The organism is Enterococcus sp. 7F3_DIV0205 (genome assembly GCF_002141365.2).
In the GTDB taxonomy this organism is placed as follows: Bacteria; Bacillota; Bacilli; order Lactobacillales; family Enterococcaceae; genus Enterococcus_L; species Enterococcus_L palustris.
In genome coordinates this window covers 478,721-504,772 of record NZ_CP147244.1, presented here as the reverse complement: position 1 = coordinate 504,772, position 26,052 = coordinate 478,721, and the positions used below count along the sequence as shown (strand labels likewise).

Annotated in this window: 27 protein-coding genes; 7 read left to right on the top strand and 20 right to left on the bottom strand. The window is 35.3% G+C overall.

Annotation, left to right across the window (positions count from 1 at the left end):
• Positions 1 to 194 precede the first annotated feature (194 nt).
• Together A5821_RS02335 and A5821_RS02330 are read right to left on the bottom strand one after the other, a co-directional pair.
• On the bottom strand, positions 195 to 2,762 hold the full coding sequence (locus tag A5821_RS02335) for a DEAD/DEAH box helicase family protein (RefSeq protein WP_086312902.1): 2,568 nt from the start codon (positions 2,760 to 2,762) through the stop codon (positions 195 to 197).
• Positions 2,763 to 2,771: 9 nt separating this feature from the next.
• A complete protein-coding gene (locus tag A5821_RS02330) occupies positions 2,772 to 3,131 on the bottom strand; it encodes a hypothetical protein (protein WP_086312901.1) in 360 nt (119 codons plus the stop codon).
• A gap of 197 nt (positions 3,132 to 3,328) precedes the next feature.
• Between A5821_RS02330 and A5821_RS02325 the strand changes: the two genes are divergently transcribed.
• Entirely contained in the window at positions 3,329 to 3,955 is a 627-nt protein-coding gene (locus A5821_RS02325) for an MBL fold metallo-hydrolase (protein WP_086312900.1), read from the top strand.
• 144 nt (positions 3,956 to 4,099) lie between these two features.
• Positions 4,100 to 4,801 carry a histidine phosphatase family protein gene (locus tag A5821_RS02320; protein WP_086312899.1) on the top strand — a complete coding sequence of 234 codons (702 nt, stop codon included), beginning with the start codon at positions 4,100 to 4,102 and terminating at the stop codon, positions 4,799 to 4,801.
• 69 nt (positions 4,802 to 4,870) lie between these two features.
• On the opposite strand, the gene A5821_RS02315 is transcribed toward A5821_RS02320, so the two are convergent.
• From A5821_RS02315 to A5821_RS02295, 5 genes are all read right to left on the bottom strand, one after another.
• Complete coding sequence (locus tag A5821_RS02315; RefSeq protein ID WP_086312898.1) at positions 4,871 to 5,728, bottom strand: MurR/RpiR family transcriptional regulator; 858 nt, start codon at positions 5,726 to 5,728, stop codon at positions 4,871 to 4,873.
• A gap of 210 nt (positions 5,729 to 5,938) precedes the next feature.
• Complete coding sequence (locus A5821_RS02310; RefSeq protein WP_086312897.1) at positions 5,939 to 7,384, bottom strand: PTS transporter subunit EIIC; 1,446 nt, start codon at positions 7,382 to 7,384, stop codon at positions 5,939 to 5,941.
• 33 nt (positions 7,385 to 7,417) lie between these two features.
• On the bottom strand, positions 7,418 to 8,305 hold the full coding sequence (murQ, locus tag A5821_RS02305; protein ID WP_086312896.1) for an N-acetylmuramic acid 6-phosphate etherase: 888 nt from the start codon (positions 8,303 to 8,305) through the stop codon (positions 7,418 to 7,420).
• A gap of 1 nt (position 8,306) precedes the next feature.
• Positions 8,307 to 9,371 carry a DUF871 domain-containing protein gene (locus tag A5821_RS02300; RefSeq protein WP_086312895.1) on the bottom strand — a complete coding sequence of 355 codons (1,065 nt, stop codon included), beginning with the start codon at positions 9,369 to 9,371 and terminating at the stop codon, positions 8,307 to 8,309.
• Positions 9,372 to 9,539: 168 nt separating this feature from the next.
• A complete protein-coding gene (locus tag A5821_RS02295) occupies positions 9,540 to 10,031 on the bottom strand; it encodes a PTS sugar transporter subunit IIA (protein ID WP_086312894.1) in 492 nt (163 codons plus the stop codon).
• Positions 10,032 to 10,210: 179 nt separating this feature from the next.
• Here A5821_RS02295 and A5821_RS02290 point away from each other — a divergent pair, with 179 nt between their 5' ends.
• Both A5821_RS02290 and A5821_RS02285 read left to right on the top strand, forming a co-directional pair.
• Complete coding sequence (locus A5821_RS02290) at positions 10,211 to 11,041, top strand: undecaprenyl-diphosphate phosphatase (protein ID WP_086312893.1); 831 nt, start codon at positions 10,211 to 10,213, stop codon at positions 11,039 to 11,041.
• Positions 11,042 to 11,381: 340 nt separating this feature from the next.
• On the top strand, positions 11,382 to 13,295 hold the full coding sequence (locus A5821_RS02285; RefSeq protein ID WP_086312892.1) for a heavy metal translocating P-type ATPase: 1,914 nt from the start codon (positions 11,382 to 11,384) through the stop codon (positions 13,293 to 13,295).
• A 52-nt stretch (positions 13,296 to 13,347) separates the two neighbouring features.
• Here the strand turns inward: A5821_RS02285 and A5821_RS02280 are convergent, their stop codons facing one another.
• The 3 genes from A5821_RS02280 to A5821_RS02270 form a co-directional block, all read right to left on the bottom strand.
• The gene (locus A5821_RS02280) at positions 13,348 to 13,986 is read right to left on the bottom strand and encodes an HD domain-containing protein (protein WP_086312891.1); all 639 of its coding nucleotides are present in this window, start codon (positions 13,984 to 13,986) and stop codon (positions 13,348 to 13,350) included.
• Between the two features lie 85 nt (positions 13,987 to 14,071).
• On the bottom strand, positions 14,072 to 14,695 hold the full coding sequence (locus A5821_RS02275) for a DUF47 domain-containing protein (RefSeq protein WP_086312890.1): 624 nt from the start codon (positions 14,693 to 14,695) through the stop codon (positions 14,072 to 14,074).
• 12 nt (positions 14,696 to 14,707) lie between these two features.
• Complete coding sequence (locus A5821_RS02270) at positions 14,708 to 15,685, bottom strand: inorganic phosphate transporter (protein ID WP_086314289.1); 978 nt, start codon at positions 15,683 to 15,685, stop codon at positions 14,708 to 14,710.
• A gap of 279 nt (positions 15,686 to 15,964) precedes the next feature.
• Here A5821_RS02270 and rpsT point away from each other — a divergent pair, with 279 nt between their 5' ends.
• On the top strand, positions 15,965 to 16,219 hold the full coding sequence (gene rpsT, locus A5821_RS02265) for a 30S ribosomal protein S20 (protein WP_086312889.1): 255 nt from the start codon (positions 15,965 to 15,967) through the stop codon (positions 16,217 to 16,219).
• A 128-nt stretch (positions 16,220 to 16,347) separates the two neighbouring features.
• Here the strand turns inward: rpsT and A5821_RS02260 are convergent, their stop codons facing one another.
• From A5821_RS02260 to A5821_RS02240, 5 genes are all read right to left on the bottom strand, one after another.
• Positions 16,348 to 16,743, bottom strand: coding sequence for an ester cyclase (locus A5821_RS02260; protein WP_086312888.1), 396 nt, complete (start codon positions 16,741 to 16,743; stop codon positions 16,348 to 16,350).
• 18 nt (positions 16,744 to 16,761) lie between these two features.
• Positions 16,762 to 17,793, bottom strand: coding sequence for a DNA polymerase III subunit delta (gene holA / locus A5821_RS02255; RefSeq protein ID WP_086312887.1), 1,032 nt, complete (start codon positions 17,791 to 17,793; stop codon positions 16,762 to 16,764).
• Positions 17,794 to 17,842: 49 nt separating this feature from the next.
• Positions 17,843 to 20,185 carry a DNA internalization-related competence protein ComEC/Rec2 gene (locus tag A5821_RS02250; RefSeq protein ID WP_249921816.1) on the bottom strand — a complete coding sequence of 781 codons (2,343 nt, stop codon included), beginning with the start codon at positions 20,183 to 20,185 and terminating at the stop codon, positions 17,843 to 17,845.
• Entirely contained in the window at positions 20,151 to 20,657 is a 507-nt protein-coding gene (locus tag A5821_RS02245) for a ComE operon protein 2 (protein ID WP_086312886.1), read from the bottom strand. Before A5821_RS02245 ends, A5821_RS02250 begins: the two co-directional genes overlap by 35 nt.
• Positions 20,658 to 20,806: 149 nt before the next feature.
• Positions 20,807 to 21,430: a helix-hairpin-helix domain-containing protein gene (locus tag A5821_RS02240; RefSeq protein WP_086312885.1), complete on the bottom strand. Its 624-nt coding sequence runs from the start codon at positions 21,428 to 21,430 to the stop codon at positions 20,807 to 20,809.
• Positions 21,431 to 21,531: 101 nt separating this feature from the next.
• Between A5821_RS02240 and A5821_RS02235 the strand changes: the two genes are divergently transcribed.
• The gene (locus A5821_RS02235) at positions 21,532 to 22,056 is read left to right on the top strand and encodes a sigma-70 family RNA polymerase sigma factor (RefSeq protein WP_086312884.1); all 525 of its coding nucleotides are present in this window, start codon (positions 21,532 to 21,534) and stop codon (positions 22,054 to 22,056) included.
• Positions 22,057 to 22,184: 128 nt separating this feature from the next.
• Positions 22,185 to 23,006, top strand: a complete 822-nt coding sequence (locus A5821_RS02230) for a PH domain-containing protein (RefSeq protein ID WP_086312883.1) — start codon at positions 22,185 to 22,187, stop codon at positions 23,004 to 23,006.
• A 55-nt stretch (positions 23,007 to 23,061) separates the two neighbouring features.
• Here A5821_RS02230 and A5821_RS02225 read toward each other — a convergent pair whose 3' ends face one another.
• The 5 genes from A5821_RS02225 to A5821_RS02205 form a co-directional block, all read right to left on the bottom strand.
• Entirely contained in the window at positions 23,062 to 24,123 is a 1,062-nt protein-coding gene (locus A5821_RS02225) for a SepM family pheromone-processing serine protease (RefSeq protein ID WP_086312882.1), read from the bottom strand.
• Positions 24,116 to 24,616, bottom strand: a complete 501-nt coding sequence (gene coaD / locus A5821_RS02220; protein WP_086312881.1) for a pantetheine-phosphate adenylyltransferase — start codon at positions 24,614 to 24,616, stop codon at positions 24,116 to 24,118. Before coaD ends, A5821_RS02225 begins: the two co-directional genes overlap by 8 nt.
• Positions 24,609 to 25,172 carry a 16S rRNA (guanine(966)-N(2))-methyltransferase RsmD gene (gene rsmD, locus A5821_RS02215; protein WP_086312880.1) on the bottom strand — a complete coding sequence of 188 codons (564 nt, stop codon included), beginning with the start codon at positions 25,170 to 25,172 and terminating at the stop codon, positions 24,609 to 24,611. Before rsmD ends, coaD begins: the two co-directional genes overlap by 8 nt.
• Positions 25,173 to 25,280: 108 nt before the next feature.
• On the bottom strand, positions 25,281 to 25,631 hold the full coding sequence (locus tag A5821_RS02210; RefSeq protein ID WP_086312879.1) for a YlbG family protein: 351 nt from the start codon (positions 25,629 to 25,631) through the stop codon (positions 25,281 to 25,283).
• The gene (locus A5821_RS02205) at positions 25,621 to 26,052 is read right to left on the bottom strand and encodes a YlbF family regulator (protein WP_086312878.1); all 432 of its coding nucleotides are present in this window, start codon (positions 26,050 to 26,052) and stop codon (positions 25,621 to 25,623) included. The genes A5821_RS02210 and A5821_RS02205 overlap by 11 nt, the downstream gene beginning before the upstream one ends.

Here is a 26,052-nt window from a genome sequence, read left to right as displayed (position 1 = left end):
TTCCATAACAATACAAGGATCATTATACACAATAATTCGCCTTTATTCTATATTTATCGATATAAAAATAAATAAACTGGAAAACGGACGTAAAAACCGAACGAAAAATAAATGAAAAGCATTTAAACAAAACGATTATCCGTTTCGTTTAAATGCTTTTTAGAAAAATGACAATCGATTAAGCCATCATCATCTTATACCCAAATACTTTTTTGGATACTTTCATTTTTAGAAAAATCTTGAACTAAGTTTGTTTTTGACATTTTTGCTTGTACAAGCTTCTTTCTACCTTCTACATTTCTAGAATAAATTAATTCACTTTTTATTGAAAAATTCTGATTGATAGCCTTTTGAAACAACTCGGCTGATTTTTTGTTTCGTGCAAACAATTCGGGAACTCCTATAATTTTAGAAGTCTTGGTATAGAGGAAATAACGTGGATTTTTTACCTCAGAAAGGACTTCCTTCATCACTGTATGAAATAAGTGTTCTTCTTGATACTTCGCTTGATCGATGAAACACCGACATTCTTGATCTGCTTCTTCTATGATCAATCGACTTAATGCATCAGCTTCAGTTAAACCAAGATTTATGAATGTTTCAATTACACTCAAGGCTAAATAGCGGATATTCATCATTTCTTTTTTCCATATTTTTTTCTTATTATAAGCTAGATACGTTTTTGAGATTTTTTCCTTGTTGATGACACATACAATCGCGACTCCATCTAGACCTAAAATAAGGCTCCCCATAAGAGGATTAACTATTTGAGATAAAATACCTACAACAGATAAAGCTGTTATCCCTATCCAATGATACCGCGATTTTTGACCTATATTTTCCGTTACACTTTGCATGACGACAAAAGGCTTTGTTTCTCTGTGGCCTAATTGCGGATCTTTCCTAACAATTAACGGCATAGTCAAGCGGCTCCCTTTTTCTAGCGCATATTTCCAAAGGTGCGCTAATTGTTTACGCTCTCCACTCCAAAAGAGCATTTCTCGATTATATACAGCAATCTCTTTTCCCGAGCATAGATCTAATAAGTTAAAGCGTTCGATTCCGCTTTCAATACTGGGTTGGGTTTCAAACGTTAGACCGCATACATATCCCATACGTTTCATGATTCGACCTACATCAATTTGTTTGGCGTACTCTAGTTCTGGAATCACAACAGCTAAATGCCAGATATTTGTTGTTTTATTTGAGCCATCGATTCGTAAACCACGTCCTCTTAATTGTTGAGTTTGGACGAATGAAACAGACTGATTAGCTAAAACAACTGTATTTATTTCTGGACAATCCCATCCTTCGCCAAGAAGGCTGCTTGTTCCAATCAGCAATTGAATGACTCTTTCACTAATTAAACGTGTCAGAATACTTAAAGCTGTGGAACGCTTTTGCTCATGAGGGTAAACGACACAGTACTCCTCAAAGTAAGGATGAATACTACTCTTGATGGAGACCTCAAAAAAATCAGCCGCTAGTTTCTTAGGAATGATCAAGAATTCACCGCAAACCGCAGCTACACCTAATTCTTCTTTAAAAAAAGGTACTAAACTATCGAATATCGGGACCAATCCGTACTCCAATTCACCATTTTTTCCCAAAAGAACATCTTTCTTAATAAAATTTGTTAATACCAATACTGAGAGTTCGCTACCTAATTTTTCATATTCGCAAAGTAATATACGACAAATAGCTTCTTTTTTTTCGATTGGGGCCTGACTTAATAAGCTTTCAGAAAAGTCTGGGAATAGTTGTAGCTGTTTTTGAGAAACCCAACCTTCTTTCTCTAAATAGTCAAAAATGCACAACTCAGGTGCACTTTCATATAAATAGACTAATAAATCAATCATGTGTTGTTTCTCAAAAGTTGGAAATTGACCTTTCTCTCCTTGGGACTTGGTAACTCCTAATAGTAACCAATGTTCCTCTTCTAACTGATAGCCATGTAATTGTAAAAACAACAACGAACTTAAATAAATATCGAATGCTTGATAAATAAATTCTTCTTGCGCTTTCGGGTATTGAATAAATGGTTGCTGTAATAAATAATCAGCGATCTCAGTACTTGCTGCAATGTTCTCCACTACTTCTGCTTGTTTTTGTATAAATGTTTCATATTGGTCAACAATTCCGATTGGTGCTGAAACAAGATACAAATAATCTTGATGAGGAGCCAATACGTCTTCTTTAATCAGTGATGGAATGCTTATTTCTTCATCAATAGGTCCGTTTAAAAGCTGATATTGAGTCCATTCTTGTATGGTAGCATCATACGGAGGTGTTGCTGTTAGCGAAACCGTGAGTAATCGTGGAACAGCTGCTTTTAAATTTAGCAACGTTTCCCCCCAACTTTTTTTCAAATGATGTGCCTCATCTAGAACTAAAACATCGATTTTTTCTCTTGCCAAAAATTCTGGATCATTTGTAAGTCGACTATAAATCGTCTGATAAGTCTCAATTGTAATCTCTTTGACTATTTCGATTGAATCAGAAATAGCTGCTTGATCAGAGGCGTTTTTCAAGAAAATGGTTTGAATCGTATCAATCCACTGCTGTTTTAACACTAAAGAAGGTACTAAAATCAATGTCTTTTTATCTAATTGTCGAATGATTTCAATCCCTAAATACGTTTTACCAGATCCAGGTGGCGCAACAAAATGAATAGAATGATTGGACTTATATTTCGGCAATTGAGCAATCAGTTGTTTTTGATATTCACGCCACGTAACCTTTTTATCCGTTAAAATCGTCATATATTTATATTAGTCCTTTCCTTGATTTGTTCTCTCCAAACGATCGATTTTCTTATGCAGTTCAGTGATCGTCTTTTGCAATTCATCATGCATTGTATCATGTTTTTTATGCAGAGTAGATAGGCTATGATGGATAAGCGTACCACTCCCTGCTGCCAAAGAAGCACCTAAAGCACTTAAAACGTTTGTGTAGTTTCCCAAAATCAATTGAACATTTGCGGAAGGCTGAACATTTTTCAACAACGGGATCCACATGGTTAAAACGGCAAAAACAACTAGATAGAAAAAAAGAAAAAGATAAATAAAAATAGAGATTTTACTAGATAGTAATGCCGGAATTTGTTCTAAAAACTGATTAACTTTTTTCATTTTTAATAAACTCCTTTTCTGATCACTTACTTACTAAGATACTCTCCTTATTATGATCGATTGCAAAATAAAAGTAAAATCCCCTCTCATTTCGTTTCTATTTCTCAATGGTTCAAAAAGAAACTCTGCCTTTTGATTCTTCATTAAAGTGGGGTATACTTAGAGGGAAACTATATTTAAGTAGGAGGCAAATAACTATGCTGAAAATCGAACGAATCCAAACGGGTGTTATCCAAGAAAATTGTTACTTAATTTATAACGAAACCAACCTTTTGATTATCGATCCAGGAGCTGATGCAGATAAGATAGCAGCACTAATCAAAAAAACTGGGAAAAAACCAATTGCTATTTTATTAACACATACACATTATGACCATATAGGAGCCGTTGAAGAACTTCGTCATCAATACGCCATTCCTGTGTATGTTAGTCCACTAGAACAAGAATGGTTATCAAACCCGATTTTAAACCTATCTGGAGCAGGTCGTCATAGTGATATCGCTGATATCATTGTCCAACCAGCTGAAGTAGAATTCGAACTAACGGATTACAACTTAGGCGGTATCAAATTTTCTGTGGTGCCTACACCTGGACATTCAATCGGCAGTGTGAGTTTGGTTTTTGATGATTTCGTTGTCACAGGAGATGCTTTATTCAAAGGCAGTATCGGCAGAAGCGACCTGCACACAGGTGATATGCAGCAACTACTTCATAGTATTAGAACCTATCTTTTTACATTGCCCGATGAATTCCCTGCCTACCCTGGACATGGTGATGCCACAACGATCGAACATGAGAAGAAAACAAATCCTTTTTTCAACTAGAATGTATCTAGTTTTTTTAACCAATCTTTGAATAGTAAGATCAATAAGTAAAAGCCAACAAAAGTTTTTTAATCATATGTTTCTATCTTCTAATCAAGAACTGATCAAGCTATTCAGCTTCACAAAATTAAGGAGGAATTCTATATGAATGAACCAACAACGCTTTATATTATCCGCCATGGTAAAACAATGTTCAACACGATTGGCAGAACCCAAGGCTGGTCAGATACCCCTTTAACTAAGGAAGGTGAAAAAGTCATACATTATTTAGGTCTTGGCCTTCGTAATGTAGATTTCAAAGAGGCTTACTCTAGTGATAGCGGTCGTGCTATGCAAACAGCACGTATTATTTTACAAGAACATCAAAACGGAGCTGATATTCCTTACGGCACAGACAGCCGTATTCGTGAATGGTGCTTTGGTTCTCTAGATGGTGGTTATGATGGAGAACTTTGGGGCGTCGTTCCAAGAATTTTAGCTTTTAAAAACTATGAAGACATGATGACCAATAGAATTAGTTATAAAGATTTAGCTGATGCTATTATCGCTGCAGATACAGCAAATTGGGCAGAACCTTATGAAAAAATCCGCGAACGGGTTTGGAATGGCTTTGAAGATATTGCCCACCATCGCGAAAAAAACGGTGGCGGTAATGTCATGATCGTATCTCATGGATTGACGATTTCATTTTTAATGTCTTTAATCGACAATAGCTTGCCCATGCAGATTGGACTTGAAAATGGCAGCGTAACAAAACTGATCTATGAAAATGGTAAATTTACCATTGATACAGTTAACGATACTCATTATATCGATAATGGACGTGAGCTTACATTCACTAAATAAGCACTAAAAATAAGAGGTTCAGAAGAAACTAAAGTTGTTTCTTCTGAACCTCTTTCTTCTATATTTGATTTAATACAACTCTTTTTTTACGATTTCAACAGCTTCCTTAGAATCTTGGATTTTTTCTAGTGTTTCACTGTAGTTTTTAGCTGCAAAAGCAAAAAATAACACATCAACTACATAAAGTTGAGCTGTCAGTGAAACAGTTGCAGCACTTCTCAGTGGTGCTTCTCCGCCAGAAGGTGTCAGAAGTAAGATTGAACTTTTTTGTGCTAAAGCAGAAGTTGAATCCGTTGTTAATCCAATCACTGTCAGTTCTTGTTCAATAGCAATATCCGCTAATGCATTCGTTTCCTGATTTGAACCCGAATTTGAGATCCCTATAAAAATTCCCTTTAATCGGTTTGTCCCAAGCGCGGAAGCAAATAAATGATGATCCATTGTAAAAAATACACTCAATCCAAGTCGAGTAAATTTTTGATAAATATCTTGGGCAACTAACGATGAAGCACCTAGTCCATAAACAAAAATCATTTCTGCTTTTTCCAACTCTTTAACTGCCTGATCGATTGCTTGATCTTCTAGATGTTCACTCGTGCGTTCTAAAATATGAATCAACCGATGCTGAAGTTTTTCTTTTATTGCCGTAGTTGTTTCACCATTTTCGACTTCAGTATACATTTGTGTATCCACAGTTCCTAGGTTGGCTGAGAGTAGTAATTTTAGGTCTGTGAACCCACTAACTTCGATTGAGCGACAAAAGCGAATGATTGCCGCTGGACTGGAACCAGATTTTTTAGCTAATTCTTGAGCACTTAAAGTAATGACTTCACTTGTGTGTTTCAAAATGTAATCTGCCACTTTTTGTTCCGAACCTGGTAAATGTTTGATATGATCTTGAATTGTTAAAATTATATTTTGCTGCATGATTTACACATCCTTTTTTCCTGCTGAAACCCCCCATTTTTTCGTAAACAGTCCAACAGTTTGCTCTTTCATTATAGCTAAAAATCCATCGAAAAGAAATATATCCGTTAAAATAAGCGCTCTTCTCTCTCCTCAAAAAAACAACTGATTTCATTTAGCGTAGCAATTAAATGCCTTGTGCTAAGAAGTCAGTTGTTCCTTCACCAAATTTTATTTTTCTTGCAAATCTTTTGGAATTCCAAAGAAAAATGTTGCAACGAACCCACCAGCATAAGCTGCTAATAACCCTAGTACATATGCTAACCATTGATTATTCGCAATTAGCGGAATCAGTGCTACACCACTTGGTCCAATTGCAATAGAGCCTACATTTCCAAAAGCACCGATCACTGCACCACCGATTCCTCCACCAATACACGCGGTGATAAATGGACGTCCTAATGGTAACGTTACCCCATAAATCAAAGGTTCTCCTATTCCCAAAATCCCTACAGGCAATGCTCCTTTAATCATTTCAACGAGTTTTGTATCGTTTTTGCAACGAATCCACAATGCTAACGCAGCACCCACTTGACCAGCTCCAGCCATTGCTAGAATTGGCAATAATAACGTCATTCCAGTTTGGGCGATCATTTCAATATGGATCGGTGTTAATATCTGATGTAACCCGAACATAACCATTGGTAAAAACGTAGCTCCTAAAGTAAAGCCAGCCAACATACCACCTTTTTCCAATACAACATTAATAACACCTACAAGGCTGTTCGAGATAAAGCCAGCGACGGGCATAATTAAGAAAATCGTGATCAAACCAATCAAAAGCAAAGAAACGGTAGGCGTGATAATAATATCAATTGAATCAGGGATTACTTTATGCAATTGCTTCTCTATTAATGAAAGTAGCCAAACTGCAAAAATCACTCCAATGATCCCACCTTGTCCAGCCGACAAGGTTCCCCCAGTCAAAATATTTGGTAGTGGAGCTTCTGGATTCATCCCAGTCAACATCGTCACCGCACCAATTACACCACCAAGAGCTGGTGTTGCTCCAAATTCACTAGCACTATTAATCCCAGTATACAAAGCAAGATAAGCAAAAATTCCGTTTTTTATGATATTCAAAACATCAATATATTGCTGCCAAGAATCACCAATCGTGCCAGCCACTAAGAGATTAGACATTACAGCTGCAATTCCACCAATGATCCCAGCACCAACAAAAGCTGGGATCAATGGAACGAAAATGTTAGAAATCGATTTCAAAACTGCTTTGAACCCAGAATTGTTTTTGTTCTTTTCTTTTTGGGCTGCCTTGACTTGCGCCGCTTTTTCTTCAACTAATTGTTTTCCAGAGAGCTCAGTTTCTTTTTCTTGTACACTAGGAAATGGTTCTCCTAGCTTTACACCAGCCATATCAACCATTTCTTGAGCTACTTTATTGACGGTCCCAGGTCCGATCACAACCTGTAAAGTATCATCTTCTACAACACCCATAACACCATCAATATTTTTTAAAGCTTCTAATTTCACTTTGTCGTAATCACGAATATCCATACGGACACGTGTCATACAGTGGCGTAGCTTTAAGACGTTTTCTTGTCCTCCTACTTCTTCGTAAATTTCCCTAGCCAAGCGTTTGATTTTATCTTCTGTCATGACTTTTCTCCTCCTTTAAATCCTTTGATTTTTTTAAATTGTATTTTTAATAAAATTATTGCCTTTTATCAATTTTTCACTTGCTTCTTCTTTTGAAGTATTTGTCAATATCATAACAATCGCTAGTTTTACATTCTCATCCGCTTTTACAAAATAGGCTGTTGCCGTTTCATAATCACAGTTCGTAGCTTCCATAATAATCCGTTTTGATCGTTCTACTAGTTTTTCATTCGTCGGTTTTACGTCAACCATCAAATTATTGTATACTTTGCCAATTCCGATCATTGAGATCGTTGATATCATATTCAAAATCAATTTTTGAGCTGTTCCTGATTTCAAACGGGTTGAACCAGTCAAAAATTCGGGTCCTGCATCGACCTCGATCGGCATTTGCGCATATTGACTGATTTCAGCTTCTTTATTACATGATATCGAAACCGTAGCTGCACCAATTGAATCCGCATAAACCAAACCGCCGATCACATACGGTGTTCGACCACTTGCTGCAATACCAATCACAACATCTTTGTCTGTGAGTCCACTATCCACCAAGTCTTGCTGCCCCAACTCTCTGGAGTCTTCTGCTCCTTCCACAGCCACAGTCATAGCTGTCTGACCACCGGCAATCAAACCTTGAACCATGGTAGGATCTACTCCAAAAGTCGGTACACATTCTGCGGCATCCAACACACCCAAACGACCACTTGTGCCAGCACCCATGTAAATTAGCCTACCGCCTCTGTTAAAAGAATCAATAATTGATTGTATAACTGGTTCGATTTGAGGAAGTGCCTCTTTTACTGCCAGAGCAACTTTTTGATCTTCTTGGTTCATTTTCTCTAGCGCTTCTTTAATCGACAACTCATCTAAATTCATGGTTTCCTGATTTCTACGTTCGGTTGTTAATTTCTCTAAGTTCATTTCATAATGTTCCCTTCTCTATTAAATTAAAGGCTCTGCCTGCTTTTATCAGCTTTAATAACGAACAGTCTTCTGGTACGACTTGGGCTGCAACGTTGATTTGTTGGTTTCCTGGTAAATCTTTTTTTGTTACTTGTATTTCTCCCATGTACCTTCCATACTGAATATTATCGATGGTCACACTTCCCATTTTTCTTTCCAATACAGTTTCCGGTTCGATTCTTGCTATTTTTTTGAACCGTGCCTCAGCACTACGTATCACATCACGCGCCTCGTCTGAGCGATTCGTGTGTTTTCCTAAAATATTTGTAAAGTACTGACTCCCTATGTCAGATACTTCTAATTGCAACATTTGATTGCAATTGTAATCTTCAAATTGATGGATTGTTCGTTCGGAAATCCTAGGATCACCGACATAAACGCCATCTACACAATAATTTTCATTTAAATCCAATGCCGCTGAAAATGGATTATCATAACGATGTTTTTCCAATGTGGGTAACCCTTTGTAAAGCGGTCCTCTCAATTGGTTATTTCCTTGGACAAATGCAAACACCCGAAATCCTGAATCTTTTAACCAACGATTTTTTTCCTTGAAAAATTGACTGGATAAACCTGTTTCAGGCCTGGGATAATAATTATGCCACGCTTCAAAATTTTTAAAATTCGCATTAAACTCTTGGAGTTCCTCGACATCCTCTGCTGAAATAGTGCTAGCGTTTAAACCAATCGTTAAATAATGAGATGCCTCAGCAATTTCTTGATTTGAAATAGCGTAATCCATACGCAAACCAGTAACACCCATAGCCAAAATTTCCTCTAAACGTTCAAAAGAAAAACCAGCTCGCTTCAATGCTTCACCTGAAATGTCGACCATCAGTCTCATATTGTATTTTTGAGCAATATTTCCCAGTTCTTTTAATCTTTTTGCATATAAAGCTACATCATCTTCTGGAATATGTAATGAAGTAAAAATCCCATTAAAACCAATTGTGCTCATTTTTTGAATATATAAGCGCGTTTCATCAGTCAGATCGTCACTTAAAAAAATCGAAATACCATACATTTCTATCTGCCCCCTCCTAATCCGCTTTCATTATAATTCATTTGAAATAATATTTCAACATAAATATATATTTTAATTTAAATCCGGAATTATTTTTCATAAAATAGCAAAAAAAGAATGGAGAAACATTTTACTGTTTTCCATTCTTCAATTTAATTAATCCATGAATTATGCTTTGGCTACGCCGACTTCGTCCCCAGTACTAACTTGTCCTGTCTTACTAAGTTCAAACCTTTTTAAAGCGTCCATATTGGTAATCACAACGACCATATCCGTTGCTTTCCCAGCAGACACAATCGCTTCTAAATCGACGTTAGCAATCAACGATCCTTGTGATACTTTAGAACCTTCGCTTACTTTTATGTCAAACGGCTCTCCATTAAGTTCCACTGTATCAATTCCCATATGAAGTAAAATTTCAAGACCATTCGCCATTTTCATTCCTACTGCATGTTTTGTTTGAAAAACACTTAGTACTTCTCCTGCAATTGGTGAATAAATCTCTCCTGTTGCTGGAATAATCGCAAAACCGTCTCCCATCATTTTCTGTGAAAAAACTGGATCATTGACTTCACTGATCGGAATCAGCTTTCCAGTTGCTACCGCATATAGCGTTTCGTTGAATTCAACAGGTGCTTTCTTTTTCAAAAATCCAAACATTTACTTTTTCCTCCAATTTTCATGAATAGTAATAGTATAGAAAATTCTCAGAATAAATTCAACAATGAATAAGCATGATTCTAATTTTTTCTAATACTCAGAAAAGTTAGTTGGTTTTTCTCATCCTAAAAGGTATACTAATAGTGATTTATTATTCTATGTTGGAAAGGATTGAACCTATGCTTTTATCAAATTTATGGAAAGCAATTATTCTAGGTATTATCGAGGGAGTAACTGAATGGCTTCCAATTAGTAGTACCGGACATTTAATCTTAGTCGATGAATTTATTAAAATGAACCTTAGCAAAGATTTTATGGAAATGTTCAATGTAGTAATACAGCTTGGTGCAATCATGGCTGTCGTCGTTCTTTACTTCCACAAGCTAAACCCCTTCTCACCAAGAAAAGATGAGACGGAAAAGAAAGATACTTGGATTCTTTGGTCAAAGGTCGTTGTTGCTTGTGCACCAGCTGCAATTATTGGTATTCCATTAGACGATTGGCTCGAAGCGAAATTTCATAATTTCTTTACAGTTGCGTTAATGCTCATTGTCTATGGGGTAGCATTTGTTCTCATCGAAAAAAGAAATCGTGATCGTAAACCAAAGTGTACTGATTTAAGAGATTTCACGTATAAAGCCGCAGCAATTGTTGGTTTCTTCCAGGTGTTATCTTTAATTCCAGGAACATCACGCTCAGGAGCAACAATTCTCGGTGCAATTATTATTGGTGCTTCACGCTTTGTTGCGACAGAATTTTCATTTTTCCTTGGGATTCCTGTTATGTTCGGTGCTAGCTTCTTAAAAATTGCAAAGTTTGTTATGAAGGGAAACTCATTTGGATTTACTGAAACATTCATTTTGCTAACTGGTTCAATTGTAGCTTTTGTCGTTTCAATCATAGTGATCAAGTTCTTATTGAACTACTTAAAACGAAACGATTTCACAGCATTCGGTTGGTATCGCATCGTACTTGGTGTTTTATTAATCAGTTATTGGCTATTTTCTTAATTTTTAGGAGGATGGGACAGAAGTGTTTAACTCTGAGAAATAAAAAGGAGTTGCTTTTTCTCCCACCGTTTATCTGGATTCCACGTGAGTGGGATATGACTCGAAGAGTTATGTCTCACTCACCTTTTTTTATGTAATTTTTGAGAAATAAACTTAAAATCATTAAACTTAATGTTGATAATGATTATCACTCTTATTTAGAATCAATATAGTTAAATTAATAATTAAATCCTTATTTATAAGTGAAAAACCAAATGAGAATCACTATCATTCTCATTTAGATGATTCTATTATCATTTAGCTTTTAACTATGATATGCTCTTTATGAGGAGTGATAATAATGAAACTTACAGAAGAAAAAAAGGCTATTCTTTCCACAATCTTATGTTTGCTATTTATGATGCTAGGTTTTATCCTTGAAAAAAACGGTGTCTCTTTCTATCCAATTAGCTTTATTTTCGCTATCCTTTTCGGGGGATTTAAACAGACCAAAGAAGGAATTATCGAAACAGTTGAAAATAAACGTCTGAATGTAGATTTGTTAATGGCATTAGCCGCAATTGGGGCTTGTATTATCGGCAACTGGTTTGAAGGCGCTATGCTGACTTTTATTTTTTGTCTTAGTGGCGCTTTGGAAGAATACACAACAAACAAAAGCAAAAAAGAAATCTCTAGTTTAATGAATATGCAGCCTGAAACAGCCCTTTTGCTTAATAACCAAGGAAAAACAACAGAAATAGCTGTTAGTGAATTAAAAATTGGTGACTTGGTATTGGTTCCAAAAGGAGCAAGTATTCCTATTGATGGTATACTATGTGCTGGCTCTTCAACTATCGATGAAGCCGCAATTACCGGAGAGTCTATTCCATCTGAAAAAAGAAAAGAAGACCCCTTATTCGGCGGAACTATTAATTTAGGCGAAGCTATCACAATGAGTGTTAGTAAAAACAGTGAAGACACGTTATTTGCGAAAATCATCCGTTTAGTAGATGAAGCGCAAAATACGCCTTCACAAACAGCTAGTTTTATTGAAAAGCTTGAAAATATTTATGTAAAAGTTGTCTTGATTGCGATTCCTTTGATGATATTAATTCCTTATTTATTTTTAGGTTGGTCATGGAATGAAAGTTTTTATAGAGGAATGGTCTTACTTGTTGTTGCTTCGCCATGCGCATTAGTAGCTTCGGCGACCCCTGCTACTTTAGCTGCTATCTCCAATGGAGCCAGAAATGGGGTCTTATTTAAAGGTGGCGTCTATTTAGAAAATTTAGCATCTTTGAAGGCAATTGCATTTGACAAAACAGGAACATTAACACATGGCGTACCAGTCGTTACTGATTCAGTTTTTTTAACTAATAATCAAGATGCCATAAATATTCTTATTGCAATGGAGAGACAATCCACCCACCCTTTGGCTCAAGCAATTATTACACACTTTGATCATGAAACTACCGCTAACTATGAAAAGATAGAAGTAAAAAACATTATCGGCTTCGGAATGGAAACAACACTTGATGATACGACTTGGCGCGTTGGGAAAAATTCATTCAATGATCAAACTATCATTGACGAAAGTTTAAATCAAACAATCGAAAAATTACAAAACGATGGAAAAACCGTAATCTATTTATTTAAAAATCAAGAGCTCATTGCTTATTTTGGCTTGCTAGATATTCCAAAACCTGAGGCAAAAAATGTGATTGCTTACTTTAAAGAAAATGGTATTCATACGACGATGATTACTGGTGATCACGACAAAACAGCTACAGCTGTGGCAAACGAACTTGACATCGATCAAATTTATGCAAATTGCTTACCAGAAGACAAAACAGTACTAATCAAAGAACAAAAAGCAAAATATGGTATGAATGCGATGGTCGGTGATGGAATCAATGATGCCCCTGCTTTGGCAAATGCAGCGATTGGAGTCGCGATGGGTGAAGGAACTGATATTGCGATGGATGTAGCAGACATGGTTCTAATGCAAAATGATTTGGAAAAATTGCAAATGAGTCATCAACTTTCAAAGAAATTAAAACGTATCGTCACTCAAAATATTGCATTTTCTGCTGGAATCATTGTGTTACTCGTTTTATCCAATTTTTTCCAGATCATCAACTTACCCTTAGGCGTGATTGGTCATGAAGGTAGTACGATTCTTGTCATTTTAAATGGATTGAGAATGCTAAAAACAATTCCTGGCAAAAAGCCTATTGCCAAAAAATATTCCGCACAAGCTGTAGAACTTGTTTAATCAATAAATAGTGTCTAAAACAACTCTCTCTTTTGTTTTAGACGCTATTTATTTATCCCCACTCTTCAAAAAATTCTTCTAGAAAAGCTTCTAAGAATTTTTGACGTTTACTCCCTATTTTTTTAGCATATTCTGTATTTAAACGATCATTCAGCAAAAGAATCTTTTCGTAGAAGTGATTGATAATTGTACTTTCATCACGATACTCACTTTTTGAGCGCAGTGTTCTAGGTTTAATAGTAGGATCGTAGATTTGATTACCTTTGTGCCCACCGTAATAAATCGTTCGAATAATTCCAATGGCTCCCATAGCATCTAAACGGTCTGCATCTTGTACAATTTGACCTTCGATTGTGAGTTTTTCTTTCGTTCCAGTAAATTGTTTGCTAAAAGAAATGTTTTTGATTATATAGATGATATGCTGGATTTGAGCAGTTGAACTATCAATTTGCTTTAAAAACGTTTCTAATTGCTGGTACGCTTGATTTGAATCAGAAACTAATTTATCATCAACAGTATCATGCAGATAAGCTGCTGCTGTAACAATATAAAGATCACAGGTTTCAGTTTCAGCAATTGTAGTGGCTAATCGTACTACTCTGTTGATATGATCCATCCCATGACCACTTTGATCTTTTTCCATTATTGCTTGTACATAATTCTTGATTTTTTCAATTTTTTGATTGTCCATTCGATTTCTCCGTTTTAGTTTGAATAACAATAGGCTGAGATAAATTTTGATTTACCTCAACCCGTCATTTTAAATGCTCGTTTTATTAACTATTTTTTATCACTAATCCGCCAATTACATCTACAACTGATTCACTGGCATTTAATAGCTCTTCTAACTGATCATAAACATTTTTCCAGCGTATAACTTCAATTGGATTTTCCTCATTTGTAAATAAATCTTTCAAAGCATCACTGTATAATTTATCAGCTTTCCCCTCGATTTCGCTCACTTCATCGATCATCGCATGCAATGTTTTTGAATTTTTAAATTTTGCAAATTCTTTAGTTGCCGTTAGAACACCCGCCGTAGCTTCTACTCCATACGTAATAAAAATCAGCGCATTATCGTTCAACTCTTTTACAACTAGACTACTTAGCAAATAAGCTATACTATTAATCGTATCCAGCACATCATCTAATCGCTGCGTAATCTCAACGATATCCTCCCTATCAATAGGTGTGATAAATGAAATATATAACTCGTTCAATATTTTTTGAACGATCTGATCCCCTTCACGTTCTAAAATATGGATTTTTTCCGCTTCACTCTCAAGTTTTTCAAGGGAATAATCAATTGCAATCATTTCTAAAAGCTCTGCAGCTTGATGAGCATTTTTTGCTAAATGCTCTAATTCACCAAAGTAATCAAATTGCTTTTTTCTAGCCATTTTATTCTCTCCTTAAAATAATGCTATAAATATTTTTGCCATCACAAAGGCAATGAGCCCGCAGCCCGGAAACGTCAAGATCCAAGCAATCAACATTTCTTTTACAATGCGCCAATCGACGCTAGACACTCTTTTTGAAGCGCCTACCCCCATTATGGCAGTCGTTTTAGTATGAGTAGTAGAAACTGGTATACCAAAAATAGAGGCCGCAAATAAACAAATAGCTGTACTTAAATCAGCTGCAAATCCTTGGTATCGTTCTAACTTCACCATATCCATACCAACTGATTTTATGATTCTCATACCGCCAACAGAAGTTCCAAAACCCATCGTTACCGAGCAGAGAACCATTACCCAGATAGGAATAATAAAGCCAGATCCTGATTTTTCTGCTAAATTATTATAATAAAGTCCCAACATAAATACACCCATAAATTTTTGACCATCCTGAGCACCGTGTAAAAAAGCATTTGCAGCAGCACCAAATGCTTGTCCATATGTAAAAACTTTATTCGCTGTTCTCCTAACTACATTTTTGAAAAGGATTACAATTAGTTTTGTAACAAGAAATCCGCCGCCAAATCCCATAACAGTAGACACAACTAGACCCACAAGAACTTTTGTCCACTCGGCGCCGTTCACTGCTCCAAGTCCACCTAAAGCCATTGCAGAACCTGTAAGACCAGCAATTAGCGCATGACTCTCACTTGTTGGAATACCAAAATACCAAGCAGCTACCGACCAAACCACAATCGAAAATAAAGCTGCCGCTAACGCTACTTGTGATGCATTTCCCTGTGCATCAAAACTAACAATGTTACTGATCGTTTCAGCTACCTGAGCATTGAAGAAAGTCATCACTAATGCACCAAAAAAGTTCATGACAACTGCCATCCAAATTGCGACATTTGGTTTTAAGACACGCGTCGAGACAGCGGTTGCAATTGCATTCGGCGCATCTGTCCAGCCATTAACAAAAATAACACCCATCACAAGCGTAACTGTTACAATTAAAGCAATATTCACATTGACACCACCATTTCATTTTTCCCCTGTTATGATAGCATATTTTTTGAGAAAAGTATCGAATTTTTCTATCAAACTTAAATACAAATTGATTTTTACATGATGAAATCAATAATTTTACTGTTAAGGAAAAAAACTTGTCATCTTTTATTGCAATGCAAGTGTGGATTAGGTATAATGATTAGTGTTGAATTACATATGGATTTTCCTGTGTAAGACCTTAATTTATCGGAGGTGAAAGAAATGCCAAATATTGAATCTGCAATTAAACGTGTACGTACTAACGCTAATAAGAATGCTCAAAATTCATCTCAAAAAAATGCTATGCGTACAGCTATCAAGAAATTTGAAGATGCTGTAGCTGCTGGTGCTGACAACGTAGATGCGTTATATAAAGAAGCTGCTAAAGCTGTTGATATGGCTGAAACAAAAGGATTAATCCATAAAAACAAAGCAAGCCGTGACAAATCTCGTCTAAGCAAAAAATTAGCAAAATAATGATTTTGTAGAAGTTAACTTTACGTTAGCTTCTTTTTTATTGAAAAAATGCGAGCTAAAATCTTTTAGAATTTAGCCCGCACTTACTATTTTATATTAGACAATTTTCTTTCGCTTCATTCTTCTAACTAATCTGGTTGTTCACTTTGATTTTCAATACCTTTGCGATCAATTTGAATCCAATATTCAGCTATCTTTCCTCGTTCAACTAAATAAACCGCACTGGCAATTTGAATAATTATTTTATTTCCAGGTGTTCGTCCCGTTTGTTTCCAACGAATATAAACTTTCCGACCATCTGCTAGTATTTCTTGAATTTCTAATTCAAATTGCCCGTAAAGATCCTGCATTTCTTTCACATGTTCAATATAATCATTTGGAGATCGTGTTATTACATATTCATTTTCTGACTGAACTTGATGAGCAATCACATTCTCATGCATAAAATCATGTGCTAACTGAAGATTTTTGCCGGATCGGACTTCCTTAAAAAAAGTTTCTACTATTTTTTTTGACTCTTCCAAACAAAAACTCCTCTCTTTTTATTTGGTAACTTGTCCAGATAATTTGAGAATAAACAGTTCAAAGAGCAATTCTTTATCCATCTGACCAGTTTTCATCCGAAAATCATTTTCTACCAATTCATCATAGATTGCTTCTAAGCGATCTAATTCAAAGCGACGAACCTGCTGCAAAGCTAACTTTACACGATACGGATGAATTTTTAATGTTTCAGCTATATTTGCTTGTTGATACCCTAGTTTTGCTAAAATCTTAGTTTGTAAAAATAATCGAATTTGATTTAGCAAAATAGCATTTAATTTAATTGTTTCTTCTCCTTGAAGCAATAGATCTTCGTACAATTGGATGGCTTTTTCACTATGACCGGATAAAACATCACTAGTTAAATCAAAGACATTATGTTCTAAAGATTTTGGGACTAATTCTTTAACTGCAATTAATGAAATGATCTTGTTGTCAGAGGCATACAAAAATAATTTTTGCAATTCTCCCATAACTTTTGATAAATTTAAATCAGTCAGTTGCAACAACAAGTCAAAGGCTTCTGGTTTAATTTCGTATCCTTCACTTTGAATCGTCTGCTCTACATATTGCCTGACTTCACGCTCGCCCATTGGGTTGACATCGATGACTTCAGCCTGTTTTTTGATTGCTTTAGTTATTTTTTTTCGCTCGTCTAATTTTTCAACATTTGCAATAAAAACTAAAATGGTTGTAGGTGATGGTTGCTCCAAATATTTTAATAAGCTATCCATATCATGATCCAATCCATTCGTTTTTCTTTCTGCAGTCAAAAAATAGGGATTTTCAATAAAAACTAATCGATAATCACCAAAAAAAGGAATGGTTTCTGCCTCTTCCATTGCTAGAGATAATGGAACTTCTTCCATATCAAAAGAGGAATAATTGAACTGATCATCCTCTGTTTTGATCAATTGACTCATTAACTCTGTTTTAAATAGCTCACTTAGATATCCTTCTGTTCCTTGAATTAAATAAACGGAAGCAAATTGTTGTTGTCTGACTTGTTTTAATGCCTCTTGTAAGTTCATAAATTCCCTCATTTCTCTTTTCCATCCTATCATGTCATTTCAAGAAATGCTAGTCTTCTTTCATGATTGTTTTAGCCGTTAACATTTTTGAAAATGACGTCCACTCGTAATAAATCATTCCATTTTTATCTGTTCGAAAACTATTTGTACTTGCTTGTTTTAACGTATTCATTGTTTCTTCATGAGGATGTTTGAAACGATTATCACGTCCACAAGAAATAATACTATCCATCGGTCTGAGTTTTTGGATAAACAGCGAGTCAGACGAAGTTTTACTTCCGTGATGTCCCACTTTTAATACATCAATCATTAAATCAGGAAAATGCTTTAACAATTCATGTTCTCCTTCTTTTTCCAAATCACCTGTAAACAAAAAACGTTTACCACCAACTTTTGTATAAACCACCATTGAGTCTTTATTTTCTCCAGTTCCAGGACTATTGGGTGCCAGAATGTTCAATGAAATCGAACGACTAACTAATGCGCCTGTTAAGACTGGATAACATTTCGTTCCCTTCTTTTTTAAACGATCGATCATTCTCCCGAACACAGCTTTTTGTTCCGTGCCAACAGGAAAATACAGTGAGCGAATCGGAATTTTTTCATTGATTGCCACTAAGTCACCGCAATGATCGATATCTCCGTGGCTGATCAAAACTTTATCGAGGTACTTTACTCCTTTACTTTTCAAATAAGGAATTACTGAATAATCCGCATTCGTTGTTTGTTTCGCCTTTATTGCCCATTTTTCTTTTTGAAAGTCGATCCTTCCACCTGTGTCGATCAAAATATTTTCCTGATGAAATGGACTTTGTATAAAAACACTATCTCCTTGACCAACATCAATAAAAGCAACTGTGCCATTTGGAGAAAGATACTTATTATGCATCATGAAAAACAGACCTATCCCTAGTAAATACACTTTTTTTGATTGATTGTTCATCTTATGAAGTGTAAAGAAAACTAGTATACAAATCAAAAGAAACAGAATTGGAGAAAATGCGCCCGTAACGATTGTAAATGTACTATAACGGCTCAGCCATTCGAATACAGAGTGTTGAATCAAAAAATATATTTCTAAACTAGCAAACAAAAGATTGGATTTGAATATATATGAGCTCAGCAAACTAATACAAAGCATAGGTAGAATGAAACGTTCAAATATAGGTAATAACAAAAATGTAAACAGACTACTCGTTAATTGCCATTCAAAAAAAGATAGTCCCATCAATGGAATCATTGTACAATTCAATAAAAATGAAAAAAAATACATCTTTAACATTCGATGATTGATTCTTTCCGAAATAGGCTGTACATACAAAATAAAAAATGATAAGCAGTAACTTAATTGCCCTCCTATCGAAAACAGCAGATACGGCTTAAAAAAAAGTCCTCCTATCAATGTCAAACTCCAACAATCCAAACCAGATAAATGCCAATTGAATTCACGGTTACCAAGTGAGATCATACTTTGAACCAAGGCTCGAACCACACTAATTGAAAAGCCTGTCATTCCTGCATAAGCAAATGAAAAGAACAATTGTAACCAAAATAGTCGTTCAATAGCGACACCACACCGTAAAAGTAGGTATCTAAAACAACCCACAAAAAATGCAACATGCATACCTGATAAACTGAACAAATGAAGAATTCCTATATTCGCTAACATTCCTTCTTTTTGAGAAAATTCATTTGGCTTAAATCCAAAAAGCAATGTTTTAAGGTACAAAGCTGTTTCTTTAAAAAAAGTTTTATCACAGTAATCGATCGCTTGTTTTCTATAACTACTTAACCAAGACAAGATTTCATAAAATTTAGGTCTTTTTACTGTGATTTTATTTATACGACTGATCGTTAGTATTTGATAGATTCCATTTTCTTTAAGCTGTTTCTGATAATCAAAACCGTTAAGATTGGTCTGTCCTAACGGTGTTTGAAACTCTCCTGATAGATTGATTTCTACAGATTGATTGATTTTTTGCCAACTTCGCTTTTCGTCTTGAGAATCAAACCGATAAAAGGCTATCAGTTTGCACATCTTTTTTCCAGCTGAAAAAAAACTCCCTTCCAATTGAAGTTGATCACCATCGACTTTATATTTATCTGGCAATACCAATAAATGACCTGTCACTTCATTTGTTTCAGAAAATTTCGCTTGTTTCTCTTTACTTAGAGTCAGCCAACAAGAAATCATCATACCAAGAACACACAAAAAACTGACGCCGATAATCGTCTTGTTTCCTGTGAAAAGAACTCGACTAATGAAATAAAACCAAACTACACCTGTCAACAAGCTTGGCTCTATCACTAAAAAAACTGTTCCTATTGTTACTAATACTGGAAAAATCCAGTAATTATTAATCTGTTTGAGGTGCTTCTTCCACTGAAGCAATCTCTTCTTCTCCTAATTGTAGTTCAGCAAAATATTTCTTTGATAGTGTAACTTGATCTACAGTTGCGCCCACTTGTTGGATCAGAGCCATTGCGTATTCGTCATTTCGATAATCTTTCAAATAGTGGATTTTTTTGATTCCTGCTTGTAAGATCATCTTCGTGCATTGCAAACAAGGAAAATGAGTTACGTAAATCTCTGCGCCTTCTGTAGGAATACCAAATTTTGCACACTGCAAGATGGCATTCATTTCTGCATGGATCGTTCGAACACAGTGCCCGTCGACCACGTAACAACCGTCATCGATACAATGTACATCTCCACTTACTGATCCATTATAACCTCCAGCGATGATACGTTTATCCCTGACTACGGTTGCTCCTACCTCTAACCGTGTACAGGTACTTCTCAACGATAAAAGCACACTTTGTGCCATAAAATATTGATCCCAAGGAATTCTTTCTAGTGTCATATGATACTCCTTCTCTGTTATTATTTATTTTTGCTGATTTTTAAATTATTAGTAGTTTATTCAAATAGTAAGTTATAGGAAAAGTCTCGTCAAGAACCTGCTGCAGATATTTTCAAAATAGTTATTATTTTTTCGTTTTATCGAAATTTTTAGGATGTAATGGACTCTTTTAATTTATCAAATGTTTTTTCGCCAAAGCCCGAAATATTTTTTAAATCCTCTATGGTTTTAAAACCCCCATTTTCTTCCCGATAACGAATGATTTCTTGCGCTTTTTTCTGACCAACTCCAGGTAAGGCTTGCAATTCAGTTTCACTTGCTTGATTGAGATTGATTTTATTTGTTTCTTTATTTTGACTAGTTTGTGTGCCATTATTTTGTTCAGTTTTTTGAAATTCTTCCCCATGCTTTGGTACATAGATCACCATCTGATCTGCAATTCGTTCAGAAAAATTGACTTGTTTTGTGTCGGCCTCCTCATTCACCCCTCCAGCGAGCATTACAGCGTCCCAGACACGCATATTCGCAGTTCCTTCATACATTCCCGGATTTTCAACAGCACCCTTTATATCCACGTATATCTGCTTAGATTGAGAATTAGTTTCCAATAACTGAGATGAACTGACAGAAGTCATCACTAATTCTTCTTCTGGCAACTCATCAGAAGTAGAGCTAATCCGCAAAAATGTGATAATACTACAAATAATCACTATTAGAAGAATACTCCCAATGACATATTGCTTATATTTCTGTAACAACTTACGATAATCCATGATTTTTCCCCCTTCAAAGTAAAGATACGCATTCTTTTTGCTTTTTCATGATAGAAAATGTAAACCTTCATCGTATAATAGGTTAAGAAGGTGATAAAAAGATGGAAAAAGAAATTGTTGCGTTATTAAAAAAACAAGATTTTTTGGGGTTAGAAAAATTTATTGATCTGTTAGGCACAGATATCGTGAAATGTATTCGAGCAATCTTAAATCATCCAGAAGAAAGAACGTATCGGAAAGAAGCAGAAAATGAAGTATTCTATCGAATTTGGCAGAAAATTTCTAGTTATGATGAAAATAGGAGTAGTTTGAAAACTTGGAGTTTAACCATCACGCGGAATATTTGTCTGGATAAAAAACGATCAATAATTCGTGAGCGAAATATTGTTCCAATGGACCAACTTCCAGAGAGTATTTTAGAAGAAGATTATTTTGAAAAAGAACATTTTTTAGATTTATTAAAACATTTAACAGCAGAAGATCAATTGATTTTTCTAAAATATTACTATTATCAAGATACCCCTAACGAGATAGCCAAAGAATTAGAAATGGACGTTTCTCAAGTTTATAATCATCTATCCCGAGGAAGAAAAAAAATCAAAATGTTATTTGATCCAGGTATATAAGTATTATTTAGCGTTTGAAAGATAGAACAATATCCGATTATGGTGAAATTGTTATCTTATAATTTTAGCTATCTTCTATCAAAGCTAAAAACACTTGCTTACTGTTTAAATCAAGGGAGGAATTTCAAATGGCAAATCCATTCAAAGTTGTTATTAATCAACTCAACAACGAAATCGCAAATAGCTCAAAAAAAGAATTGAACAAACAACAAAAGAAAAACTTGTTCAACCAAACAAAAATGTATATATTTTTACAAGATTTTATTGAAAAAGTTAAGCCTTATCTAGAAGAAGGAGAAGAAATACATGCATACTTACCTATGACTAGCGATGGTCAAAACGTTTCTGCAGTCGGTCTTGGTCTCTTGGGCATGTATCATCCTGAAACAGAGGAAGCAAAAGCTTATGTGAAAAACTTCAATGACCTTAGAGGAAACCGCATTTTGATTTTCACTGATCAACGAATGATTTTTACCACGATCATAGAATTTCTGGATCAAAGAACATTCTTTAGTTATCCTTATACAACAATCAAAGCAATCACACTAAAAGAAAATAAAATGAACTATTTCGATTGGGATGAATCTTTTCCACCAAAACGAGTTGCACTTTATACGTATATCTTTGACTTTGAATCAGAAAATCACATTTTTTCAGAATTGTTAGGTCAACGTGATGCAGATATTTTAAAACGTCAATTGTTAGAAATACCAGCATTAAAAGAGATTGTTGTCATAAAAAAAGTATATCGTGAGCGTAGATTTGATCGAGTTGTTAATAATCCTGTATTAGCTTATAGGCTTACGTATTATTTTTCTATAATAGCTGCGGTAGTTTTCCTTATCCTCTTAGCTTTAGGCGGTTTCTTCCATATTGGTCCGGCAAAATCATTATTTGATTTTGGAACTGAACCCGCTTTACAATTAATTTCTACGTGTCTTTTGCTCTAAAATAAAAAATAAGACAAGGAATGTTCAAATTGAACCGAATCCCTTGTCTTATTTTTTACTTTTCTTTCAGTGTTTCCAGATAATCTAAAGCATCCTGTACGTTTTTAACGGGTACTATTTTCATTTTTGTTCCAATTTTTTCAGCAGCAGCTTTTGCTTCTTCATAATTGGTTTTGATTCCTGGCTCTGCCTTCTTCATCTCTTCAGTGATATCATCATCCGGCGCAAAGAAGATTTCTGTTTCATTTTTACTAGCAGTAACAACTTTTTTGTCGATACCACCGATTCTTCCAACAATCCCTTTGCTATTGATTGTTCCTGTTCCAGCGATTTTATGTCCTTTACGTATGCCTTTATGCGTCAACTGCTCGTAAATCTCTAGTGTAAACATCAAGCCAGCTGATGGTCCGCCAATATCTCCTGCATCGATTTCGACTGGAATCGATGAATCGATCTCAGTATGATCCGTCAGGCCAATTCCGATACCTGCCTTTTTATCGGTCGGCAGTTCAATCAGTTTCCCAGTTGCTTCTTTCGACTCACCATCTTGTAAATAACGTACAGTAACTTCTTGTCCAACCTTTTGCATCTTTACGTATTCTACAAACTCTTCACTGCTTTTAAATGTTTTACCGTCGATTCCAGTTACCGTGTCTCCCACAGAAATTTTCCCTTTAAAACTAGAATTATCCTCTATAGCTAAAACATAGACGCCTTTAAAACGCATTTTATATGGGACTTCAGCAAGTTTTAAAGCTTGTTCAATAGCAGCGTTTTTAGAAGAATCCATATAGTATTGCTGAATACGTTCATATTCGGTGTTTGTGCTTGAACCCATCAACTCTTCTTTGCTTACTAATTCCTCAAAATCAGAAAATTTTGCTTTCAAAGCTGAACCTAATGTGGCTTTGCGCACACCAACCGTCGTTAAATAAAACGCACCTGGTTCCGAGTCTTTTTTATTATCAACTGTCACAAAATCTTTTAAATTCTCAGTCGTGCCTGGTCCTTCAATGTAATAAGGGATGGGAAAGATCATTATAATGATCAAGATAATAACTAGTGCAAAAGGCAGCATCGACTTGATCGATATTTTTTCGTCATGCTCATTATTCATTCAGCTTCATCTCACGATTCTTTTGATTTAGTGCTTGATTGATAGCCATTGGCAAATAGCTAGAAACATCTCCGCCAAATTTCAGCACTTCTTTTAACAAACTTGAACTAATATGGGCATAGTTTTCATCTGCTAATAAAAAAACAGTTTCAACTTCGGGTGCTAGATGATGATTCATCCTAGCAATATCTTTTTCATATTCGTAATCTTTAACATTTCTAATTCCTCGAATCAAAAAGTTAGCACCTAAGTCTGCGGCACTTTCCACAGTAAGTTTTGTTTCTTGAACGATCACTTCTACATTTTCTAAATGAGCAACCGCTTCTTTTATCAAAGCAAGTTTTTCTTCTACACTAAAAAGAGCTGTTTTATTTGTATTAACAAAAATCCCTACGATCACTGTATCAAACATCTTCGTACTACGTTCAATCAGGTTCAAATGACCATTTGTCAAAGGATCGAAACTTCCAGGAAAAAGGGCAATTTTAGTCATCTCCTACCTCCTGTCTATAAATTGTTATTTGTGTAATGCCATAAGTAGTTTCACGAGTTTTTACTAGTGCTCCAATATTTTCAGGTAATGTTACTGATTTATCTGTCTCACAAACAACAACTGCATCATCATTCAACAAATTATAAGCAAGCATTTGCGCTAGTTGTTTTTCGATTTCCTGTTTAGCATAAGGAGGATCAAGTAAGACTAAGTCAATCACAGCTTTTTCTTCTTTTAAAAACTCTAGCGCCTTATTAGCATCCATTTTTTTGATCACAAACTTAGCTGGTTCTTTCGTGATATCGATATTTTCTTTAATGATTTTAATAGCAGAAAAATTTTTCTCAATACAAATTCCAAGATCCATTCCTCTAGATACCGCTTCGATCGCAAGACCACCACTTCCTGCGTATAAATCTAACGCAGTCCCTCCATCAAAATATGGACCGATCATATTAAAAATCGATTCTTTCACTTTATCAGTTGTAGGGCGTGTGTTATCACCATCTAATGCTTTTAAACGCCGTCCTCCATATTCTCCTGAAATAACCCGCATCCTTTACACTCCTTTACATAATCGTTCAATATACATTTGTTAGTATATCACTATACAGAAAAAAGATGAAAAATGTTTGAAGTTGGTTCACATTTTTCATCTCGATTTTTACACATTTTCAGCCAAACGAATTTGAGTATTTAATTCTTCGACTTCAAATCCTTCTTCTTTTTCATATTGATACGCAGCCTTTGTGCCGATTTTTTCAGCAAAATTCATTTCCACATCTGGACGGTAAGATCGTTCTACTTTGCGCACGAAATGCAGTCCATTGATTTTAGCTTCTGAACTTTCGATGTCCTCTTCATTCATATAAATGACAACATATTTCATACGGCGGGATACATAATGAATCAATCCATAACGTTTTAATGTTTTTAATTGCTTTAAACTATACACCCAAACGACTAAACAACGTCGCTTTTGGATAGTAAAATCTTTTTCTTCATTAACTTGCATGACAACTACCTCCACAACCTGAATGTTTCCCTTTTTCAAAGAACGGATTTCCAGCATCTACTTTAATGTCGTCAGAAATTGTTTTCGCTACTGACATACCCACCAAATCTAGAATCGTCTGTATCTCTGTTTCTGAGAAACGAAATTCTGCAACTTCCTCACTCAGATCCAGTGCTCGTTTTGCTTGACGAACTGCTCGTTGTTTGGTGCGAAAATCAGGTGCGTGATTGCCATATGCTTCAATCCGTTCAAAAGCATCTTTTGCATCTAAAAATGCTTTTTGTTTGTCACGAACATCTTTTGATCCATACATTGACTGACGATTTATTTTATAAGATTCAATACTCTTACTCGTTAAAATCGCTTGTACGAGCTTTTCCGTCTGATCTTCTATTTCAAAAAGTTTTTCTGTAACTATCAT

Bases quoted from the DNA above. Each gene is read 5' to 3' on its own strand.
- A5821_RS02300 (WP_086312895.1), bottom strand. From the start codon at position 9,371: ATGTATGGTATTTCGATTTTTTTAAGTGACGATCTGACTGATGAAACG.
- A5821_RS02285 (WP_086312892.1), top strand. From the start codon at position 11,382: ATGAAACTTACAGAAGAAAAAAAGGCTATTCTTTCCACAATCTTATGT.
- A5821_RS02295 (WP_086312894.1), bottom strand. From the start codon at position 10,031: ATGTTTGGATTTTTGAAAAAGAAAGCACCTGTTGAATTCAACGAAACG.
- A5821_RS02335 (WP_086312902.1), bottom strand. From the start codon at position 2,762: ATGACGATTTTAACGGATAAAAAGGTTACGTGGCGTGAATATCAAAAA.
- murQ (WP_086312896.1), bottom strand. From the start codon at position 8,305: ATGAACTTAGAGAAATTAACAACCGAACGTAGAAATCAGGAAACCATG.
- rsmD (WP_086312880.1), bottom strand. From the start codon at position 25,172: ATGCGGGTTATTTCAGGAGAATATGGAGGACGGCGTTTAAAAGCATTA.
- A5821_RS02240 (WP_086312885.1), bottom strand. From the start codon at position 21,430: ATGGATTATCGTAAGTTGTTACAGAAATATAAGCAATATGTCATTGGG.
- A5821_RS02230 (WP_086312883.1), top strand. From the start codon at position 22,185: ATGGCAAATCCATTCAAAGTTGTTATTAATCAACTCAACAACGAAATC.
- A5821_RS02310 (WP_086312897.1), bottom strand. From the start codon at position 7,384: ATGACAGAAGATAAAATCAAACGCTTGGCTAGGGAAATTTACGAAGAA.
- A5821_RS02205 (WP_086312878.1), bottom strand. From the start codon at position 26,052: ATGATAGTTACAGAAAAACTTTTTGAAATAGAAGATCAGACGGAAAAG.
- A5821_RS02270 (WP_086314289.1), bottom strand. From the start codon at position 15,685: ATGGGTGTTATTTTTGTTAATGGCTGGACAGATGCGCCGAATGCAATT.
- A5821_RS02320 (WP_086312899.1), top strand. From the start codon at position 4,100: ATGAATGAACCAACAACGCTTTATATTATCCGCCATGGTAAAACAATG.
- A5821_RS02210 (WP_086312879.1), bottom strand. From the start codon at position 25,631: ATGCAAGTTAATGAAGAAAAAGATTTTACTATCCAAAAGCGACGTTGT.
- holA (WP_086312887.1), bottom strand. From the start codon at position 17,793: ATGAACTTACAAGAGGCATTAAAACAAGTCAGACAACAACAATTTGCT.
- coaD (WP_086312881.1), bottom strand. From the start codon at position 24,616: ATGACTAAAATTGCCCTTTTTCCTGGAAGTTTCGATCCTTTGACAAAT.
- A5821_RS02325 (WP_086312900.1), top strand. From the start codon at position 3,329: ATGCTGAAAATCGAACGAATCCAAACGGGTGTTATCCAAGAAAATTGT.
- A5821_RS02225 (WP_086312882.1), bottom strand. From the start codon at position 24,123: ATGAATAATGAGCATGACGAAAAAATATCGATCAAGTCGATGCTGCCT.
- A5821_RS02330 (WP_086312901.1), bottom strand. From the start codon at position 3,131: ATGAAAAAAGTTAATCAGTTTTTAGAACAAATTCCGGCATTACTATCT.
- A5821_RS02275 (WP_086312890.1), bottom strand. From the start codon at position 14,695: ATGGCTAGAAAAAAGCAATTTGATTACTTTGGTGAATTAGAGCATTTA.
- A5821_RS02290 (WP_086312893.1), top strand. From the start codon at position 10,211: ATGCTTTTATCAAATTTATGGAAAGCAATTATTCTAGGTATTATCGAG.
- A5821_RS02235 (WP_086312884.1), top strand. From the start codon at position 21,532: ATGGAAAAAGAAATTGTTGCGTTATTAAAAAAACAAGATTTTTTGGGG.
- A5821_RS02245 (WP_086312886.1), bottom strand. From the start codon at position 20,657: ATGACACTAGAAAGAATTCCTTGGGATCAATATTTTATGGCACAAAGT.
- rpsT (WP_086312889.1), top strand. From the start codon at position 15,965: ATGCCAAATATTGAATCTGCAATTAAACGTGTACGTACTAACGCTAAT.
- A5821_RS02280 (WP_086312891.1), bottom strand. From the start codon at position 13,986: ATGGACAATCAAAAAATTGAAAAAATCAAGAATTATGTACAAGCAATA.
- A5821_RS02315 (WP_086312898.1), bottom strand. From the start codon at position 5,728: ATGCAGCAAAATATAATTTTAACAATTCAAGATCATATCAAACATTTA.